14 protein-coding genes and 2 pseudogenes are annotated in these 18,381 nt (G+C 45.4%); 15 read left to right on the top strand and 1 reads right to left on the bottom strand.

All coding sequences use genetic code 11. The features are described 5' to 3' along the window. The first annotated feature begins 100 nt into the window (after nt 1–100). The 15 genes and pseudogenes from AB4154_RS10965 (at nt 101) to AB4154_RS11035 (ending at nt 16,171) form a co-directional block, all read left to right on the top strand. On the top strand, nt 101–2,509 hold the full coding sequence (locus tag AB4154_RS10965; RefSeq protein ID WP_372123007.1) for a tetratricopeptide repeat protein: 2,409 nt from the start codon (nt 101–103) through the stop codon (nt 2,507–2,509). A gap of 130 nt (nt 2,510–2,639) precedes the next feature. After that, the gene (locus tag AB4154_RS10970) at nt 2,640–3,623 is read left to right on the top strand and encodes a MoxR family ATPase (protein WP_017060007.1); all 984 of its coding nucleotides are present in this window, start codon (nt 2,640–2,642) and stop codon (nt 3,621–3,623) included. 12 nt (nt 3,624–3,635) lie between these two features. After that, the gene (locus AB4154_RS10975; RefSeq protein ID WP_372123008.1) at nt 3,636–4,598 is read left to right on the top strand and encodes a DUF58 domain-containing protein; all 963 of its coding nucleotides are present in this window, start codon (nt 3,636–3,638) and stop codon (nt 4,596–4,598) included. Further along, nucleotides 4,599–5,141 carry a DUF4381 domain-containing protein gene (locus AB4154_RS10980; protein WP_372123010.1) on the top strand — a complete coding sequence of 181 codons (543 nt, stop codon included), beginning with the start codon at nt 4,599–4,601 and terminating at the stop codon, nt 5,139–5,141. It abuts the gene before it with no gap. Next, nucleotides 5,134–6,213, top strand: coding sequence for a VWA domain-containing protein (locus AB4154_RS10985; RefSeq protein ID WP_102332862.1), 1,080 nt, complete (start codon nt 5,134–5,136; stop codon nt 6,211–6,213). The genes AB4154_RS10980 and AB4154_RS10985 overlap by 8 nt, the downstream gene beginning before the upstream one ends. Next, nucleotides 6,206–7,912: a VWA domain-containing protein gene (locus tag AB4154_RS10990; protein WP_372112944.1), complete on the top strand. Its 1,707-nt coding sequence runs from the start codon at nt 6,206–6,208 to the stop codon at nt 7,910–7,912. Before AB4154_RS10985 ends, AB4154_RS10990 begins: the two co-directional genes overlap by 8 nt. After that, entirely contained in the window at nt 7,909–9,291 is a 1,383-nt protein-coding gene (locus AB4154_RS10995) for a BatD family protein (RefSeq protein WP_372123012.1), read from the top strand. The genes AB4154_RS10990 and AB4154_RS10995 overlap by 4 nt, the downstream gene beginning before the upstream one ends. Before the next feature lie 78 nt (nt 9,292–9,369). Further along, nucleotides 9,370–10,275 carry a LysR family transcriptional regulator gene (locus tag AB4154_RS11000; RefSeq protein ID WP_017064697.1) on the top strand — a complete coding sequence of 302 codons (906 nt, stop codon included), beginning with the start codon at nt 9,370–9,372 and terminating at the stop codon, nt 10,273–10,275. A gap of 19 nt (nt 10,276–10,294) precedes the next feature. After that, a complete protein-coding gene (locus AB4154_RS11005; RefSeq protein WP_372123014.1) occupies nt 10,295–11,035 on the top strand; it encodes a YegS/Rv2252/BmrU family lipid kinase in 741 nt (246 codons plus the stop codon). Further along, nucleotides 10,936–11,894 (top strand): annotated as a pseudogene (gene tnpC, locus AB4154_RS11010) (IS66 family transposase); the annotation flags it as partial. The gene AB4154_RS11005 and the pseudogene tnpC, both read left to right, overlap by 100 nt. 368 nt (nt 11,895–12,262) lie before the next feature. Beyond that, nucleotides 12,263–12,547, top strand: coding sequence for a hypothetical protein (locus AB4154_RS11015; protein ID WP_017062010.1), 285 nt, complete (start codon nt 12,263–12,265; stop codon nt 12,545–12,547). Nucleotides 12,548–12,591: 44 nt separating this feature from the next. Then, nucleotides 12,592–12,714 (top strand): annotated as a pseudogene (locus AB4154_RS11020) (carboxylesterase family protein); the annotation flags it as partial. Continuing rightward, nucleotides 12,674–13,309 (top strand): hypothetical protein, encoded by a 636-nt coding sequence (locus AB4154_RS11025; protein WP_372123016.1) that lies wholly within the window; start codon nt 12,674–12,676, stop codon nt 13,307–13,309. The pseudogene AB4154_RS11020 and the gene AB4154_RS11025, both read left to right, overlap by 41 nt. 109 nt (nt 13,310–13,418) lie before the next feature. Next, entirely contained in the window at nt 13,419–15,095 is a 1,677-nt protein-coding gene (locus AB4154_RS11030) for an amidohydrolase family protein (RefSeq protein ID WP_017062008.1), read from the top strand. A gap of 92 nt (nt 15,096–15,187) precedes the next feature. Further along, entirely contained in the window at nt 15,188–16,171 is a 984-nt protein-coding gene (locus tag AB4154_RS11035) for a GTP-binding protein (protein ID WP_032548688.1), read from the top strand. A gap of 312 nt (nt 16,172–16,483) precedes the next feature. Here AB4154_RS11035 and AB4154_RS11040 read toward each other — a convergent pair whose 3' ends face one another. Beyond that, nucleotides 16,484–17,659: a threonine/serine exporter family protein gene (locus AB4154_RS11040; protein ID WP_372083680.1), complete on the bottom strand. Its 1,176-nt coding sequence runs from the start codon at nt 17,657–17,659 to the stop codon at nt 16,484–16,486. Nucleotides 17,660–18,381 lie beyond the last annotated feature (722 nt).

Consider the following 18,381-nt stretch of genomic DNA (forward strand, 5'->3'; position numbering starts at 1 on the left):
GAATCACAACAATCGAGATCATTGCCACTAAATAATTGTAAATTCGTTGTTTTTACGTCTACCTTATTAAGCATAAGGATGTATAAAAACAAGGAATGTTATGTCTGCATGGTTGTGCTCACTGGTAAACGGATTGAAACACCAGCGAGTCGCAGTATTATCCGCAATCTTGTCTTCACTGATGTTGTCGCTGTTCAGTCTGAACGCCTATGCCAACGAGCAAGACCCTAATATCAACTCTGATATTTCAAAGGCCAACTCTGTAGCTTCGCACGTTAGCTCTGATGCTTTACCTATCGGCTCTAAAGCCACGTATGTCGGTTCGGAAGCGTGTGTTGATTGTCATAGTGCAGAAGTCGAAGCGTGGGAGGGCTCTCATCATGATATGGCGATGAAGCACGCTACAGACGAATCTGTATTAGGCGATTTCAACGATCAAACATTCACTCATGACGGTAAACCCAACCGATTTTTCCGCAAGGGCGAAGAGTTCTGGGTCAATATTGAAGGGCAAGACGGCCACTTTAAAGATTACAAAATCAGCTATACCTTTGCCTTTGAACCACTACAACAATACATGGTTGAATTTGAAGACGGCCGTGTACAGTTGATTCCTTTCGCTTGGGATTCTCGCACTGAGGGCGAAGGCGGTCAACGCTGGTTTCACCTCTATCCTGATACCACCAACACCGATGAATTCTACTGGACCAATAGCGGTCAAAACTGGAACTTCATGTGTGCTGATTGCCATTCAACGAACCTAGAGAAAAACTACGACAGCGCGAGTAATACCTACAACACTACTTGGTCTGAGATTAATGTCGGTTGTGAAGCGTGTCATGGCCCTGCGAGTGAGCACGTTGAAAAGGCTCAGCTAGCAAAAGCTAACGGTGGAAAGGATGCTCCAGTCTCGGCGCATTATGGTTTTGACCGCGACTTGTCGAAGTCGGTCAAAGAGTGGATCTATCAAGAGGGTAATTCAACCCTGCAACCAAAAGACATCATCCATACCAATCAAGTTCAAACCTGTGCTCAATGCCACAGCCGTCGTACTCAGTTAAATGAAACGGGTGATCACGTTAACGGGTCTTTCTTTGATAAGTATCGCTTGAGCTTGATTACCCCAGAGCTTTACCACAACGATGGTCAAATCTACGATGAAGATTACGTTTACGGATCTTTCCTTCAATCCGTGATGGCTGAAAAAGGCGTCACATGTACTAACTGCCACGATCCTCATACCGCTGAACTAAAAATTGCGGAAGAAGCCGTGTGTAGCCAATGTCATATTGCATCAGAATACACGCCTGAAAAGCACACATTCCATGAAGCGAATACCGAAGCTTCACAATGTACGACTTGTCACATGCCCGAGACGACTTACATGGAGGTCGACCCAAGACGCGACCACAGTTGGCATATCCCGCGTCCTGATATTAGCCAACACATTAAAACGCCGAACGTTTGTACTAGCTGTCATGAAGACCAAACCGACCAGTGGGCAGATAAGCAAATCGGTGAGTGGTTCCCAGATTCTAAGTATCGTAATCAGCAGCACTTTGCCGTTGCCTTTTATGCTGACTCAATAGGGCACAGAGGGGCAGAGGATGCGTTGGCATACTCGGCTCAGGACTCCAGCTTAAGCAATATCATTCGTGCATCGAGCTTAGAACGTTTGGGCGGCAATACGGGTAAGAATACGCTTATCTCGCTAGCAAGAGCGGTGAAACATGATGATGAAATGATCCGTTTGGGTGTGGTACAAGGCTCGTCTGGTTTCCCATTCACTGACCGTTGGCAAATTCTAGAGCCGCTACTGAAAGACCCTGTATTGTCGATTCGTTCAGAAACCGCAGGCGCATTAGTGCGTTATTGGGGAGAAATGAACCCTCTGCAGAAAGACCAAATCAAGCCTGCATTAGAAGAGTACATTGAAATACAGCAATTTAATGCCGACAGAGGATTTGGACGTACTAACCTAGGCAACGTTTACCGAGATTTAGGCCAGCACGACAAAGCGATTGAGTTTTATCTAGGCGCTATCGAGATTGAGCCTTATTTCGAAAACAGCTACGCCAATTTAGCGGATTTGTATCGAGCGCAAGGTAACGAGGCAAAAGCGTTGTCGACCTTGAAGCAAGGTATTGAAGCTCAGCCTAAATCGAGTGTTTTGCCATACAGCACAGGATTGTCTCTGCTTCGTGTGAAAGATTACGAACAAGCAACGGACTACCTTAAACAAGCCGCTGAAACTGCGCAAACCGACCCTCAATATTGGTATGTGTACGGATTGGCTTTGGAAAAATCGGATGTGCTTGCGGCAAGTCAATCACTGCATAAGGCTTACCAATTTAGCCGCAACCCACAGCACCTGTATGCCCAGTGTGAAGTGTTGGCGCGAAACAGTCATATACCGGGCGTACCAAAGGCGTTTGAGCAATGTATTTCATCATTGAGCAAAGTGGCACCGCCGGAAGCCATTAACCAATTGAAAGCTAGGTTTAAATAAAGCGATGAGGTGAGCTTGGCTATCGAGCTTGCTGCTTATTCCGCTTGTAACCAATTATCGCGTTTATAACTAATAGTTATGGGGCTTGTGAGTAGGATGTACGCAGCCAGATTGAATTAAGGGAAGACCTATGAACCATGCGCAACAAGCAATAAACCAACTGATTGAACAAACAGAGAAAAGTGTTATCGGTCAGAGCCACGTCGTTCGGGCTCTGGTGATAGGGTTATTGACTAATGGCCATGTGCTTTTAGAGGGACTTCCCGGTACAGCGAAAACTCGCTCAGTAAAATCGCTGGCGAATCTACTGAACACCAGTTTTGGTCGAATTCAATTTACGCCAGACCTGCTGCCATCTGATGTGACGGGCACGGAGGTGTATCAAGAGCTTGATGGAAAGCCTCAGTTGCATTTCCAACCGGGTCCTATTTTCAACAGCATTGTATTAGCCGATGAAGTGAACCGTGCGCCTGCAAAAGTACAGGCTGCTCTGCTTGAAGCGATGGCGGAAGGGACGATTACGGTGGGTGGTCAAACTCACATCCTGCCAGATTTGTTCATGGTGCTAGCCACACAAAACCCAGTTGAGCAAGAAGGTACGTATCCACTGCCTGAAGCACAAATGGACCGTTTCATTATGAAAGTGACAGTCGACTATCCAGAAGATGAAGCTGAACGCGACATCATTCGACTTGTGCGCAGTGAGGAACTCGGTAGCGAGACCAGTTCAGAATTAGTCACGCCACAACATATTGAACCTGAGTTGGTACTTGAAGCTCGGCGCCAACTTCCAGACATTGCCGTTTCTGATTTAGTTGAGAACTACATTGTGGCCTTGGTGATGGCAACTCGTAAGCCAGAGCGTTACCCAGAATCAAACTTGTCTAAATGGATTGAGATTGGTTCAAGTCCGCGTGCTTCCATCGCGTTGGATAAATGTGCTCGCGCTTATGCATGGTTGCAAGGGCGTGACCATGTCACGTTGGACGATGTGCGTGCCATGTTACCAACCGTATTAGGTCACCGATTCTCGTTGTCTTACGACGCATTGGCCGATGGTGTTGACCATCAAAGAGTGGTTGAAGAACTGCTCGATAATGTTGAGATTGGATAACTAGGGGGCGTCATGGCGAAGCCAACACAAGCTCCCAAATCGCAAGGCCTTGATCCACGACTGTATTGTGATTATTCAAGGTTAGTGCGAATTCAGGCTCAAGCTGAGTCGTTTTCACTGTTACCTCATTTAAAAGCGGGCAGCGTACTTTCGGGCAGACATAACTCTTTGTTCCGTGGTCGTGGTTTGAACTTCGAAGAATTACGTCATTACCAATTGGGTGATGATATCCGTAATCTCGATTGGAAAGTTACGATGCGAACGGGTAAGCCTCATGTTCGTAGCTATACCGAAGAGAAAGACCGTAATGTGATGATCTGTGTCGATCAGCGCAGTTCGATGTTCTTTGCGTCTCAAAACACCATGAAATCTGTTGTGGCTGCCGAAGTGGCGGCATTGTGTGGATGGCGAGTGCTGAAAGATGGTGATCGAGTTGGTTTCGTTTTGGCGTCGCACCAAAAGCTCTTTCATACCAAAGCGCAGCGTTCTCAATCGGACTTATTGGCTCAGTTAAAACATCTTACCAAGGCTAATCAAAGCTTAGGTGTCAGTGTGAGCGATAGCGAAGGTGTTGGATTTAGCCAGTGGATTGAACTGATAAAACGAATGAGATTAAAGCAATCGACCTTAATCTTTATTAGTGATTGGCGAGATTGCCAAGAGCAACATCTTGACCGACTAAAGCAACTGCAACAACACAACGACATCTTAGCCATTATGGTCACCGATCCATTAGAACAATCATTGCCTCAAGATCTGGCAAGCGCAAACTGGGTGGTGGGTGATGGTCGCTTTCAACTTAATCTGGATAGCCAATCTAAGGTTAACCTCGCAAGTAAAAGCCTTGCCCAAAAAGCGGCACTTCAGAAACTGTCCCTTGCTAAATTGATGGCGATGAAAAACCTCCCTTATATAGAATTAGACACGTCGGGCAATCACATATCACAGCTGCAGAAACTAGTGGGAGGGCGCTAAATGGCTGTTGAACATACGCCTCCAAGTACTTATATCCTTCGCGACCTACATGATGTCGCCATTCCTGACAGTGTGAGCTGGGCTCCTCAAACGATCGGCTGGAAGATCCTTGGCGTTATTCTGTTATTGGTCGCTATCTATCTGGCTTATCGCTTGGCGTTAAGGTGGTGGAATAACCGTTATCGCAAAGAAGCGCTTCAAGAACTCATGGTACTGGATGCAAGAGACAAGAACTCAACCGAACGAACCTTTAAAGTCCTCAAAGTGGTGCTTCGTTACCTAGACAGCAGTAATGCCAAGTTGTTTGGCCAAGCTTATGTGAACCGTTTGAACGCTTATCTGCCTGTTAGCGCCAACACGATTGAAAACAGCAATGCGTTCTTTGCCGATGAAGTTTCGGAATTATGGATGCAAAGCCTAATTGACCCTAATGTGCGTTTGAGCTTTGAACAGCGTTTAGAGGTAATTCAAACCGCGATGATGTGGCTAAAACTTCACAAGCCGAATGTACAGGTAACGGTTGAGGGGCAAGACAATGTTTGATGTTTTATCTGCCAGTTTTGAATTTGCGCATCCGCTGTGGTTTATTGCGCTGCCTTTACCGTTGTTGGTCTACTTTGCGGTGCCAGCTTATCGAACTAAGCAAATGGCGATTAAGGTGCCATTTTTTCGAGAATTGGTAGAAGCGATTGGGGAAGCACCGTCAGAAGGTGCAAGCCAGTTAACTCCAAGCTGGTGGCAACGAACCACGCTCATTATTACTTGGGTATTGGTCGTGTGTGCGTTAGCGAAACCAACCATTCTTGGTGAGCCACAGGTTCGCGAACAATTGGGTCGTGATGTGATGGTGGTGGTCGATTTGTCTGGCTCAATGGCGGAGCAAGATTTCACTTCTAAACAAGGCGATAAAATCTCTCGTTTAGATGCGACCAAAGAGGTGCTGGCTGATTTTGCGAAAACCAGAAAAGGTGACCGACTCGGTTTGATCTTGTTTGGTGATGCAGCGTTTGTACAAACGCCATTTACCGCGGACCAAGATGTATGGCTTGAACTGCTTAATCAAACCGATGTCGCGATGGCAGGGCAAAGTACGCACTTGGGCGATGCAATTGGCTTGGCGATCAAGGTGTTTGAACAAAGTGAAAAGCAAAGTGCTGCCGTTCAAGATTCAAACGTCGACACCAACGAAAAAGAGAAAGTCGTGATCGTATTAACAGACGGTAATGATACAGGAAGTTTTGTTGAGCCTATCGATGCCGCAAAAGTCGCCAAGGCTAAAGGCGTTCGAATTCACGTTATTGCGATGGGCGATCCGCAAACCGTTGGAGAGGTTGCTCTGGATATGGAAACCATCAAGCGTGTCGCTCAAGAGTCAGGTGGCGAAGCCTTTGAAGCACTTAACCGCGACGAACTGACCAAAGCCTATGCTCAGATTGGTGAGCTTGAACCTCAGTTATATGAAAGTACCACTTATCGCCCTAAACAGGGGCTGCACCACTATTTGATGGCGATTGTTGTAGTGATGTATTTGACCGCATTCAGCTTAGCAACGATACGCCGAAGATCGCTGCTCGCTTCTTCTGTTAAGAATTTGAAAGGAGAGAGTGATGCCTGATTCTCTCACGATACAACAGTTTTTTACCCAGTTTCATTTTATCCGACCTTTGTGGTTGTTGGCCTTTATTCCGATGTTCTTCCTGTTATGGGTTCGTTGGAGAGAAGAGACCAAACCAACGTGGAAAGACATTTTACCTACACATTTACGTGATGCATTGACGATTGGCGAAACAGGCTGGCGCAAGCAACTGCCGTTGAAGCTATTGGTGGTGATTGTGACTATCGCCATCATTATCTGTTCTGGCCCAACATGGCAGCGTGAGGCTTCGCCTTTTGGTGAAGACAAAGCGTCGATGTTGGTTGTGCTTGATAATAGTGAATCTATGCTTGCTAAAGATTTGCCTCCAAGTCGCTTGGAACGATCTAAGCAGAAAATTAGAGACTTATTGGCAGCTCGCAAAGGCGGTAATACGGGCTTAGTGGTTTATGCAGGCAGCGCACACGTGGCGATGCCCGTCACGCAAGACAGCAAGGTGTTTGAACCGTTTCTAGCGGCTATCACACCCGATATCATGCCTGTTTCAGGTAAGTCAGCAGAGGAAGCGTTGCCGCTCATCAATCAGCAATTGTCTGGTGAGTTAGGTTCGTCAGTGTTGTTGGTATCAGATGGTGTGAATCCAAGTACCACACGAGCTTTTGAAACTTTCTTTAACGAAAACCCATATCAGCTGCTGATTTTGGCTGCCGGAAATAGCGATGTGGTGAGCGATAACCCTGTCGACCTAGATTCACTGCGTAACTTAGCGAGTAAGACGGGTGGACGAGTGATTGAAGTGACCGTTGATGATTCGGATATCCAACAACTGAACAGAGCGGTTGAAAGAAACATGCAGCTCAACGGCGAATCTTCAATGCCTTGGAAAGACATGGGCTATGGACTGCTTATTCCAATGGCTTTCATTATGTTGCTATGGTTCAGAAAAGGGTGGTTGGTGCAGTGGTGTGTCGTTGGTTTGATGATCACAAGCAGCATGTATTCACCAGACACTTTGGCGAAAACAGTCAACTTAACCGCTGAGAAACCAGTTGTGGTGGAGTCGGTTACTACTTGGGACAAAACAGCTCAATGGTGGTGGGACTTATGGTTAACGCCCGATCAGCAAGGTCAACGCCTGTTGAATCAGAAAGAATATCTTCAAGCTGCCAAACATTTTACTGACCCAATGCGAAAGGGCGCGGCTTATTACTATGCTCGTGATTTTAAGCTCGCTCACAGTGCGTTTTTGCAAACCAAAACTGACCTTGGTTTGTACAATGCAGCGAGTGCGTTAGCTAGGCAGCGTGAATACCTTGCCGCACGAGACCTCTTGAAATCATTAAGTGAGAAAGAGGATCTGTCACCAGAACTAAGAACGGATGTGGAGAACAATCTTGCTGTGCTTAGTGGAATTGTCGAAGAGGTAAACCGAACCAGTGAAAGCCAGTCTGGAACCACAGATGGCCCTGAAGAATCTTTAGAACTCGAAGACGATCAGCCGCGAACGGGTGATGGCGCTGAAGAAGAAACGGTAGCGGAATTGATGCTTAAGGAAACACTTAACGCGAATGAGATTTTGGGCAGCCAAGAGCTTGCCGACAAGTGGTTAAAGCGAGTAGAAGCCGATCCTAAGTTCTTCTTGAAATCCAAATTCCAAATTCAGTTAAGAGATCCTGCGCCTTCCATCGAACAAGCGTCAAAACAGGAGCAAACGCAATGAGTCGATATGATTTAGCTCTTGAAGCGATTCAATCAAAGCGAGCGCGATTCACAGCCCGCACATGGTTGTTGTCGATGACTCTTATGTTGAGTTGGTTTTTTCCTGCTGTTGCTTCTGCTGCCGATATCTTCGATCTGCAAAAAAGTGGTGACGTTGAGCTTATCGCTTGGGTAGGGGAAAAGCCAAAGTCAGGCGATAAGATAACGCAGACTAAAGTCAGCGTAAATGAGCAGGTCATTCTGAACATTGAGGTGGCGACACCGCGCTGGTTAACGGGCGGCACTCGAATCGGCAGTATCGAAATCCCTAACGTTATCGCTAAGCAGCGTAACCAACTCGCGACGAACTACACAGAAAGAGTCGGTGGTACTACATGGTCACGTCAGCGTTGGGAAGTGACGCTTTATCCGATGACTTCCGGTGAGTTTGTTATTCCAACCGTACCGGTTCGTATCCAAGTTTCTGCTCCTGATGGTTCAAACGTGGGCGGTACGCTTTACACGCAGCCGATTAAGTTTGAAGCTTCGTTGCCTTCAGGTTTACTCGATAATGAAACGCCTTGGTTTTCTGCGACAGAAGTAGATATAGAGCAGCAATGGCAACGCTCAAGTGAAGAGCTAAAAGTTGGCGATGCTATTACTCGAACTATCACGATTAAGGCAAAAGACAGCTTTTCTGTGTTGCTGCCAGATGTGCTAACCAATAAGTCCACTAAGCAGTTCCAAGCTTACCCACAGCCCAACCGTTTGGATGACACTCAAGAACGTGGTGATTATCGCTCAAGCCGAGTTGAACAGACTGTATATGTGATTCAGCAGGGTGGTGAGTTTACGCTGCCAGAGTTTTCATTTCAGTGGTGGGACAGCAAAAATCAACGCCTTGAAAACGTGGTGATAAAAGGCGAGGTGTTTGAAGCTAGACATACAGTCCAATCTTTCATCAAGGCCTACATGTCGGTGTTTATTAGTGTTGGTTTGGCGTTGTTGGTCTGCATTGCGTTGATTGTTTCCGTTAAGCGTTACTATGCAAATCGCCCAACACCGAGTTGGCTGGTACTACGTCGTTTAGTTAAGCAAGGTAATTGGGCTGCATTAAGAACCTTTATCTACCGTCAATTGCGAAACCAAACCTCTCAGTTAGAACTGAATAAAGTGCAACTGGATAAAGCGCAACATGGTAAATCAAATGGACAAAAGCGTTGGCTAGAAGATAGCGAAGCCCTTCAACAAGGATGTGAAGATAAAAACGTATTCACTCGTTTATGGAAAGGGTTACGTAACTTGCCCAGTGACACATCAAACTCAAGCAATTCTCGTTCAATTGCCGCTCGCTTGAAAATCCCTAAAGCCTTGCCAAACTTAAAAGATAGAACTAAGTAGCAAACTTTAGTTATTCGTATCGAACATAATCGGCAGGTTCTCTACTATGGGGAACCTGCTTCTTTAATATGGAACTGTATGAAAAGTACCGAACTAAATCTAATTCCTATATTTGTTGCTATCTATGAAGAGCAGAACTTATCTAGAGCTGCTAATCGCATGGATATAAGCCAACCAGCAGTGAGTAAAGCACTTGCAAGGTTGAGAGATATCTATGATGAGCCACTGTTTCATCGCACCACATCAGGCGTAGAGCCAACCACATTCGCTATTGATATCTATCCTGCAATGGCCGCTGCACTTAAAAACTTTACTTCTACCTTATCCGCATCAAGAGACTTCGATCCTAAAACCTCAGGCCGCGTGTTTTCCATTGCCTGCGTCTCGGCGGCGAGCTACGAAATGATGCCAAAAGTCATGCGGTTAATCAGCCAAGTCGCACCAGGTATCGCGTTAGAGGTTCATCCTCTGTTTACCGAAGACTATGAGTCTGATTTAAGGCTGCAAAGACACGACGTGATTGTTGATATGACGCCTAAAGGAAGAACCATGCTTAAGCACGAGGTGATTTCTACAGAAGAGCTGGTCGTGGTGTGTAGTAGTGATCATCCTACGGTTGGCGATACCATCGATATGGAACAGTTCTTAGCACTCGAGCATGTGGTGGTCTCTAGGTGGCATGCGCGCAAAAGCTTATTAAGCTCTGAGCACTATAGTGACCTTGAGAAACGTAGAATCGTGTATCGCGCAGCGGGCGTTGTAGAGATGCTTCCTGTTATCGAAGGCTCTGAGTACATCGGAGTAATGCCTATTTCATCAGTGCGTTGTTTTGCTGAAAAGTACGCGGTAAAAACACTACCATTACCCTTCGAGTTGGAAGACCTCGATATGTGTATGATTTGGCATCCAAGCCGTACTAATGAACCAAGCCATAAGTGGTTACGAGCTAAGATCAAAGCGGCAGCAAAAGAGTTATCAAGTTAGCCTATACAAGGACATAGCCATGGACAGCATTCGCGTGATTTTAAACGGAAAGAAAGCCAATATCCCGGAATTAAGGCAAGCCACCTTTGCGGCGAGGGACAATGATATTGACCTGCAAGTTAGAGTGACTTGGGAATCGTCGGACATGTTTCGTTTGGTAAGCGAGGCAATATGCGATGGTGTTAAGCGTCTGATTGTTGTCGGTGGCGATGGAACGGTGAATGAAGCCGTTAACGCGCTCAACCTGTTCCGTGCCAGTGAAAGACCACAACTGGCGCTTGTCCCAATGGGCGCTGCGAATGATTTTGCTACCGTAACGGGAATACCTAACGATATTTCGGGTGCTTTTGAACTAGCGCTGGAAGGCAAGGCGTTTGCGGTGGATAGCGTGCGTGCGAATGACCGCTATTTTATGAATGTCGCTGCGGCGGGTTTTGGTGCTGAAGTCACAGCTGAAACGCCAGTCGAGCTTAAAGATTTTCTCGGTGGCGGTGCGTATACACTAACAGGTGTGGTGAAAGCACTTGGCTTTAAGCCCTACAGTGGCACGTTGCCCATAGACAAAGGCAGCTTTACCGGCGAGATCCTTGTTGGTGCTTTTTGTAATGGTCGCTTAGCGGGTGGAGGACAAGAGTTAGCACCCAATGCATTGATTGATGATCGCTGTTTACCCAGTCGGGTATCGAGCTATCACGCGCCACCATGGCAAGGTGGGTTATCCAAGTCAGTGAGAAGTTCGCCCCGCTGTATGTGGCCTTGAAGGAGAACCTACTTCAACAAGTGGTGGTTCAGGCGGATGAAACGCCGCTCAATGTGCTCAAAGAAGAGAAGCAGTGTTATATGTGGCTTTACTGCTCAGGCGCTGACTCGCCCGAAGCGGCACTGCCGAATGTGAAAAAATCGCCTTGTACGACTATCAAAACAGTCGCGCGAGGGTGTGCCCCGTGGACTTTTTAGGTGACTACAACGGTTATCTACAAACCGATGGCTACACGGCTTATCATGGTCTGCATCACGTCACTAATGTGGGGTGCTTAACGCAAGTTCATGGACGCGAAGAAGCTTCAAGGGGAAGGTAAATCGGGCAAGGCTGATAAAGCGCTGGCTAAACCCCCAAAGCTCTGCGGGATAGAATCACGCTTAAAAGGTGCGCCTGCCGAAGAACGCAAAGCAGAGCGTTAAGCGTATGCCAAGCCGATACTGGATGAGCTTTACCAATGGATGACAACCCAGAAGGTGATAGGCTCTAGCCCACTAGGCAAAGCAATAAAGTACTAGCTCGGGCAATGGCCTAAACTCATTCGTTATATCGACGATGGTCACTTATCTATCGATAATAATCGCGCTGAACGCGCAATTAAACCGCTGGTTATTGGCAGGGAAAATTGGCTATTCTCCAACACACAAACGGTGCTGAGGCGAGCGCGATGCTTTACAGTATCGTCGAGACTGCAAAAGCCAACGGTCTTATCCTCTAAGACTACATGGTCAAGTGCATGAAAGAGCTCGCGAAAGCAGAGCCTGATATCGACGCACTTCTACCTTGGACCTCTTCGGGTCAAGTCAAAACAGACCTCAACAATATTGGCTTTGGCCTCGAAACTTACGTTTGGTGCTAACTATGCCATCGGACTCTAATAACATATTTGGGTTCTTTGATGAGTTTGAAGCTTCAGAAGGAGAGTCACAGCAACCCCCTATAGAGCTGTTTCAAGAACCCGTTGAAATTTTATCAACCCTAGATAGTCAGCCAAAGAAGGTACAACAAGAAGTCTTTGTGATAAATAAAAAGCGACATCCACTCACGGTAGTGAATATATGTAGGATCACGTCCTGCATAAGCGATTTATTCAAATTTAAAGAGTGAATTAATATCGCACCATAAAGAAAAAATACTCCAGAAATGAGCATGGCTGAGCATAGGGATTCTCAGGTTTGATGATACCAATATCAGGTCAGATGGCCGAACACATTTATGGGTACAACCATGAATTTAACGCATCGCTCACTCATGGTTATCGCTATCACTGTTGCTCTTTCTGCGTGGGGTAGTGATGAAACCAGCTCACGTCCTATTAAGCCAGAACCGCTTCAGACATTACCAACAGAGCAGGTTTCAGTATCCATCGGGGACGCGACTCTTTTCGCAAATAGAGAGTCTGTTGTGATCAATACCTTAGCAGGTGACGAGCAACGCGTATCCATTGAAGCGTTTAAAGGAATCACTTACGCCGATCAACAACGTTTTCAGCACAGTCACTCCGTCAATTAGAACACAATGCTGATAGCGCTATAGATGCGACACAATTTGGCGCCGTGTGCCCACAGCTTAAAATAACCCAGCAAGAGCAATCTGAAGATTGCTTGAATCTTAATATTTGGCGTCCTTCGGAGATCAATGGTTCAGAGTCATTACCCGTGTATGTCTTTATTCATGGTGGGGACTTTGAATATGGCGCAGGTTCTGATACCGACATTAACGGTGATACCGTCGTGGCTAAAAGATACCATTCGATATACGGGTGGCGTTGGCGCTGGAAAGGCGAACCTCGATATTTTCAAAGAGTTCAGTATAGGTGCGTCGTACAACAAAACGATTCAATTCGGCACAAAAAACTCGGGAGTCGCTGCGCTTCAGCAGCTCCAGTTTCGAGTGGCAAACACACCATTGATGCTGGGTGTGAAACATATTATTGGCCAGAGCTCGGTAGAGTTTGAGACCAGTAATGAAGATGTGAATAACGCTATCAATGGCGTTATTCAATATTTTATGGGCGAAAGCTCGGTGACCTCTGGGCTGGGTGTTGTCGCGGAATACGATAATACGATTGATAATCGTTGGACCGTTTCTGCGTTTTATGGCCTGGGTAAAGCGACAGTAGAGGGCAGTCTGTCAGACGATGAAAGTGTCGATGCGTATGGTGCTGGATTTCGCTATCAGATAGCTTGCCGATATGGGTTACACATGGGGGTAGACCTCGCTTTTAGTGACGTTGACAGCGCGTTTTATATAACGGTTGGCAGTGGATTCTAATGATGGAAAGGTGGGTGTTAGTCAATCGATTGATTTTTCTACATGCAGCATAGTTTTCATAGCAATCATGAACTAATATTCTTTTACAACAAACATAACAGGTATCAATATGAAAAATTACGACCCAAATGAATTGGACGCTACGCAAGTATTACTTGATGGTGTCGATACAGATAAACGTTCGACTTTGACTAAGTTAGCGGTTGGGGCTGCGGCACTGCCTTTTGCCTCTGTTTTACATGCAGCCCCTGAAAAACTGGTTGGTCAAAACATCAAACTGATGCCTAACGAGAAAGGGCCATTTGATATCGTTATCGAAAATGGCCGTGTTGTTGATCCTGAAACTGGACTCGACGCAATTCGTCACGTCGGTATTAAAGGTAAGCGTATTGCTGCAATCTCAGACAAAAAGCTGCAAGGCAAAACAATCATCGATGCTGAAGGTCTCGTGGTTGCACCTGGCTTTATCGATATGCACGCTCACGGACAACAACTTCCTGCTGCCCGTGCTCAAGCATTCGATGGCGTAACCACCGCTCTTGAGATGGAATCTGGTCTATTCCCAATCGGAACGTACTACGATATTACTGCTGCTGAAGGTCGCCCGATTAATTACGGCGCTTCTGTAGCATGGACTTACGCTCGTATTCAAGCAAAAGAACCTACGATGCCTGCTCCTGATGGTACGATTGTTTGGTTCCAGAAAGCTTTTTCTAAAAACAATTGGCAAAATACCCTAGCAACCCCAGATGAATTAAAACAAATTCTGGGCTCGGTTGAGCAAGGTCTTAAAGAGGGGGGCTTAGGCATTGGTATTAACGCGGGTTACGCACCAGGTTATGGCCACAAAGAGTACTATGATCTTGCTAAACTAGCAAAACGCTATGAAGTACCAACCTACACTCACGTTCGTTACCTAAACAGCGCAGAGCCACAATCAAGCTTTGAAGCATACCAAGAACTCATTAGCCTGTCGGCGACAACGGGTGCACACATGCACATTTGTCACCTCAACAGCACGTCAGTACAAGATATCGAAGATTGTGCCGATTTAGTTCAATCCGCCATTGATCAAGGTTTAGCCGTTACTACTGAAGCTTATCCTTATGGTGCTGGCTCTTCCGTTATTGGCGCAGAAGTTTTCCGTGGTGACGATTGGTTACAACGTTGGGGTGTACCAAGCGCTAGCTACATGGAAGCGAATGGTAAAGCACTAAACCAAGAAAAAGTCACTGAACTACAAGCATCAGCGCCCGGTACCGTGGTTGTCATGCACTTCTTAAAACCCGATGAGAACAAAGAAGATCGCGCTAAAATGGACCGTTCAGTATTGTTCCCAGGTGCAGCTATCGCTTCAGATGCAATGCCTTGGATGGATGATAAAGGCGTATTAATTGAAGGTGATGTATGGCCACTTCCAAGCAACGCAATAGCTCACCCTCGCTCACTTGCTTGTTTCTCTCGTTTTATTGAAAAATATGTCGAGGAATACAAAGCGGTAACACTAGTAGAAGCGATGGAAAGAACTAGCTTAAACGCATGTCGTATTCTTGAGGATGCTGTGCCACAAATGGCAAATAAAGGTCGTATTCAAGTAGGTAAAGATGCTGATTTAGCTATTTTCAAACTTGATGAAGTAAAAGCCGTTGCAACATTTGATAAACCAAATGCCCTTTCTACAGGCATGAAATACGTACTTGTAAACGGGACACCTATCATTGAAGCTGGTGAAATGTTGTTAGATTCAAACCCAGGTGAAGCGGTTCGCAACAAAGTTACTGGCTAAGTTATCCTGACTTAAAAGGTTGGGCATTAGCTCAACCTTTTTTATTGCTTACCGAGTAAATATAGACAACGAAAATCGAAAGAGAGCATGCTATGAGCAAGAAGCCTATTCCAGTAACAATTTTAGCCGGATTTTTAGGAGCAGGGAAAACGACCCTACTAAACCATATATTAACCAATGCAAATGGAATGCGCATGGCTGTGATCGTCAATGATTTTGGATCAATCAATGTTGATGCGGAGTTAGTTAAATCTGAAAGTGAAAATATGATCAGCCTAGAGAATGGCTGTATCTGTTGTAACCTTGCAGAAGGACTAGTCGTTTCGGTAATGCGTTTACTCGCATTAGAGGAACGCCCAGACCATATTATTGTTGAAACTTCAGGTATCGCAGAACCCAAAGAAGTGGCACTTCAATTTGAAGATCCGGAACTGCAAGCACACGCACCTTTAAATGCAATCGTGACGACGATCGATGCGGAAAACATTTTAGGGCTAGAAGGCCCAATGGAGACGTTGTCGAAGCAGCAAATTCAAGTGGCTGACATTGTTCTGGTTAATAAAGTTGACCTAGTCGATGCTGATAAACTAGAGCAAGTCAAAGCATGGTGCCGAGTACAAGCTCCGTTTGCTAAATTGATTGATATTTCATTCGGCGAAGTGGATTTACCTATCTTATTTGATGCCCCTGAAAGTACGCGCTTTGTCACTAACAAAATAGCGGCTGATCAAAGGGAATGCCAGCACCATGATTGTCATGATGAGCACTGTCATCACGTGAACCATGATTTCGAAACATTCAGCTTTGAAACTGATCAACCGCTTAATCTACAAAGTTTGTATCCTCTACTGCAACAGTTTTCAATTGATGCTTATCGCATGAAAGGTATTTTAAATTTAACCGATCGTCCTGATCATCGCTGTGTATTTCAGTGCACGGGCCAGCGAGCCAATGTGACGGTTGGAGATGCATGGGAAGATGATGAATCTCGTTCGTCACGGTTAGTCTTCATTGGACCTAAAGGTGGCCTTGATAAAGAGAGTATGCGTAAAAAACTGAACGCACTGGTGGCGTAGTTAGAACGGAAATGGAGTAGATGGCAAGCCTATCAACCTAGCGCTTGCCTATACCTAGCTTACCTCTGCCTACTTTGCATTGACTCATCCTAAGCATCCTTATCTTATTGAATTATTGGCTACTTTCGATTCTATTCGGTTTTTCCAAATCCATATTGCTCATTCCCCTCGCCATCTGAAACAAAATAGTCTTATCGATTTTCGAGACTCTGTTCATCAGTACCTTCTCAGAATCGGTTAACGTCAAAAAGCAGATAAAGACTCAATCGTGGGTTATTAGGGCGTGTTGATCAGCGATTGTTAGATCGATGGTTATTCCTCAATGATGGAATCAAAATGACGACTAAATATAGAATAAACCATGATTTGTCCCGCCATAATCGCGCCAAACATCAGCAAGGCGGACAGACCAATATTCGGAATGGGTAAAATGGAGGTCGCAAAGAAGGACTCACTTGCTCCGACAATGATTCGACTACCGGGGACAAGAATGATGATCCCTTGAATAATGTATATGAGTGGTGGAACGTGACGCAATTTTCCCATCCCCAACCCGTAAAGCGTAATGAGTATTGTGCTTACCCATGTACCTACAACCCAATCGGAAGTAAACCAATGTGGCCCCCACATGCCAATTGCCGCGACAGGAAGGCCTAAGAGAATTTCTGTCATACTTGCGTTGAAAATAAGGCCAATAGCGACAGAAATCCCGATCAGTGCGGTGACATGAAGAACGAATGGGATTTCATCAATAAATACCGGTACCGATAATGGTTGATTGATTATGTTGGCTAAGCCTAACCCCATAACAATGCCGATGAATATTTTCATTACTATGAGTGCGCTTTGTGCAAGCAGTTCGATACCTGACCGAAAGTCATTGAGAGCAAGACTGGCTAAGCCGTTGGTGACGGTTAACCCAGGAATAAAAAGGACAATGGAAGAAATGCACAGTGCCAATGTTGGTAAGCCGGGAACCTGTGCCGCTATCATACCGGTTAAAAAACTGGCTACTAAGGCGACAAAGAACTCGACAAGAATGCTTCTTGGCCCAGTCAGGAAAATTTGTGCTAGCCAGGCTATAGCGCCCAGAATAATGGATAAACCGACCGCCAGATAAGTACTGCCAACTAACATTAAATAACATGGCGGAAGCAATAAATTGGCAAAGCACAAGGTACGATTCGAGTAGGTTTCTGAACCTTCGTAATGGGAATGAGTCGAAAACCCTTTAAGCGTTGCGACTAAATCACGTAAGTTAACCGAGGGTGGTTTTTTGTTTTCCATCACGACTTTTTGCGTGGGTTGCTCAAAAATAGTGATGACTTTTGTCGGGGTCACATCAATAGAGACATCAATGTTCTGGCGTTTTGCATAAGCTTGAGTGTATTGAGCTACCGAGTAAGGCGCACAACCAGATTGATGTAATCGGTCCGAAAAGCTCAAAATTTCTTGCTGGCATTGTTCGATATGATTTGTTTGTTTCATTCTGTTTGTTTCTCAATCACCAAGGCGATATATGTTTGAGGGGCATTCTAATTCAATAGTATCCTCATTCAAGCGTAACCAATAGTCGTGTATAGAGGACGGGCCCCTACAAACGAACAAGGCAATGGTTAAAAAGATAGGATTCATTGAATGAGAGGTTATCAGTTTATCGTTGAGGTAAATCAGTCATTGTTGAAGCTGCAACCTCAAAAATAGATCCGCTCATGCAGCTATTTGAAGGCGTAAAACTCCAAATCCATGAGGTGATTGATTTAACTCTGAGGCTTTTAGAAAAGCTCGGTAATGAGTAAAGGAAACTAATATTTAGGAAATGGAAGCCTAAATAAGATTGATGATGAGCGTTAGAATCACAACTAGAATGGAACCGACATAAGCAATTTCAATAATGTTTGAATCAATCCAGTTGCAGTATGCTTGAATTGCTAAACTCAGTTTGTTTTTCATAATGGCCTTTGGAAAATTAACCGAAATCTACTGTAAATAATAGCTTATTATGAGTGAGCTTTGGTGACGGTTTCAAAGGTTCCTTAGCGCTAACAGTGTGATTGCGGCGCTCACGTATTAACAATATCGTCCCGTGGGTTCATGGGGCGGATACAGTCGATAAGGTTTAAGAGCAGAAAATTGGGGTAAAAAAGAGCCGCTTATTTGTGGTTCATCGCGGCTTTCCAAGAAGTAGTCTGTATCTCGATACCCATACC

Source organism: Vibrio sp. 10N.286.51.B11 (assembly GCF_041469245.1).
Classification (GTDB): Bacteria; Pseudomonadota; Gammaproteobacteria; order Enterobacterales; family Vibrionaceae; genus Vibrio; species Vibrio crassostreae_C.

What these genes read in the sequence shown, in the direction of transcription:
- AB4154_RS11030 (WP_017062008.1), top strand. Translation starts at nt 13,419, where the DNA reads ATGAAAAATTACGACCCAAATGAATTGGACGCTACGCAAGTATTACTT.
- AB4154_RS10975 (WP_372123008.1), top strand. Translation starts at nt 3,636, where the DNA reads ATGGCGAAGCCAACACAAGCTCCCAAATCGCAAGGCCTTGATCCACGA.
- AB4154_RS10980 (WP_372123010.1), top strand. Translation starts at nt 4,599, where the DNA reads ATGGCTGTTGAACATACGCCTCCAAGTACTTATATCCTTCGCGACCTA.
- AB4154_RS11005 (WP_372123014.1), top strand. Translation starts at nt 10,295, where the DNA reads ATGGACAGCATTCGCGTGATTTTAAACGGAAAGAAAGCCAATATCCCG.
- AB4154_RS11040 (WP_372083680.1), bottom strand. Translation starts at nt 17,659, where the DNA reads ATGAAACAAACAAATCATATCGAACAATGCCAGCAAGAAATTTTGAGC.
- AB4154_RS10990 (WP_372112944.1), top strand. Translation starts at nt 6,206, where the DNA reads ATGCCTGATTCTCTCACGATACAACAGTTTTTTACCCAGTTTCATTTT.
- AB4154_RS11035 (WP_032548688.1), top strand. Translation starts at nt 15,188, where the DNA reads ATGAGCAAGAAGCCTATTCCAGTAACAATTTTAGCCGGATTTTTAGGA.
- AB4154_RS11000 (WP_017064697.1), top strand. Translation starts at nt 9,370, where the DNA reads ATGAAAAGTACCGAACTAAATCTAATTCCTATATTTGTTGCTATCTAT.
- AB4154_RS10965 (WP_372123007.1), top strand. Translation starts at nt 101, where the DNA reads ATGTCTGCATGGTTGTGCTCACTGGTAAACGGATTGAAACACCAGCGA.
- AB4154_RS11025 (WP_372123016.1), top strand. Translation starts at nt 12,674, where the DNA reads ATGGTTCAGAGTCATTACCCGTGTATGTCTTTATTCATGGTGGGGACT.
- AB4154_RS10970 (WP_017060007.1), top strand. Translation starts at nt 2,640, where the DNA reads ATGAACCATGCGCAACAAGCAATAAACCAACTGATTGAACAAACAGAG.
- AB4154_RS11015 (WP_017062010.1), top strand. Translation starts at nt 12,263, where the DNA reads ATGAATTTAACGCATCGCTCACTCATGGTTATCGCTATCACTGTTGCT.
- AB4154_RS10995 (WP_372123012.1), top strand. Translation starts at nt 7,909, where the DNA reads ATGAGTCGATATGATTTAGCTCTTGAAGCGATTCAATCAAAGCGAGCG.
- AB4154_RS10985 (WP_102332862.1), top strand. Translation starts at nt 5,134, where the DNA reads ATGTTTGATGTTTTATCTGCCAGTTTTGAATTTGCGCATCCGCTGTGG.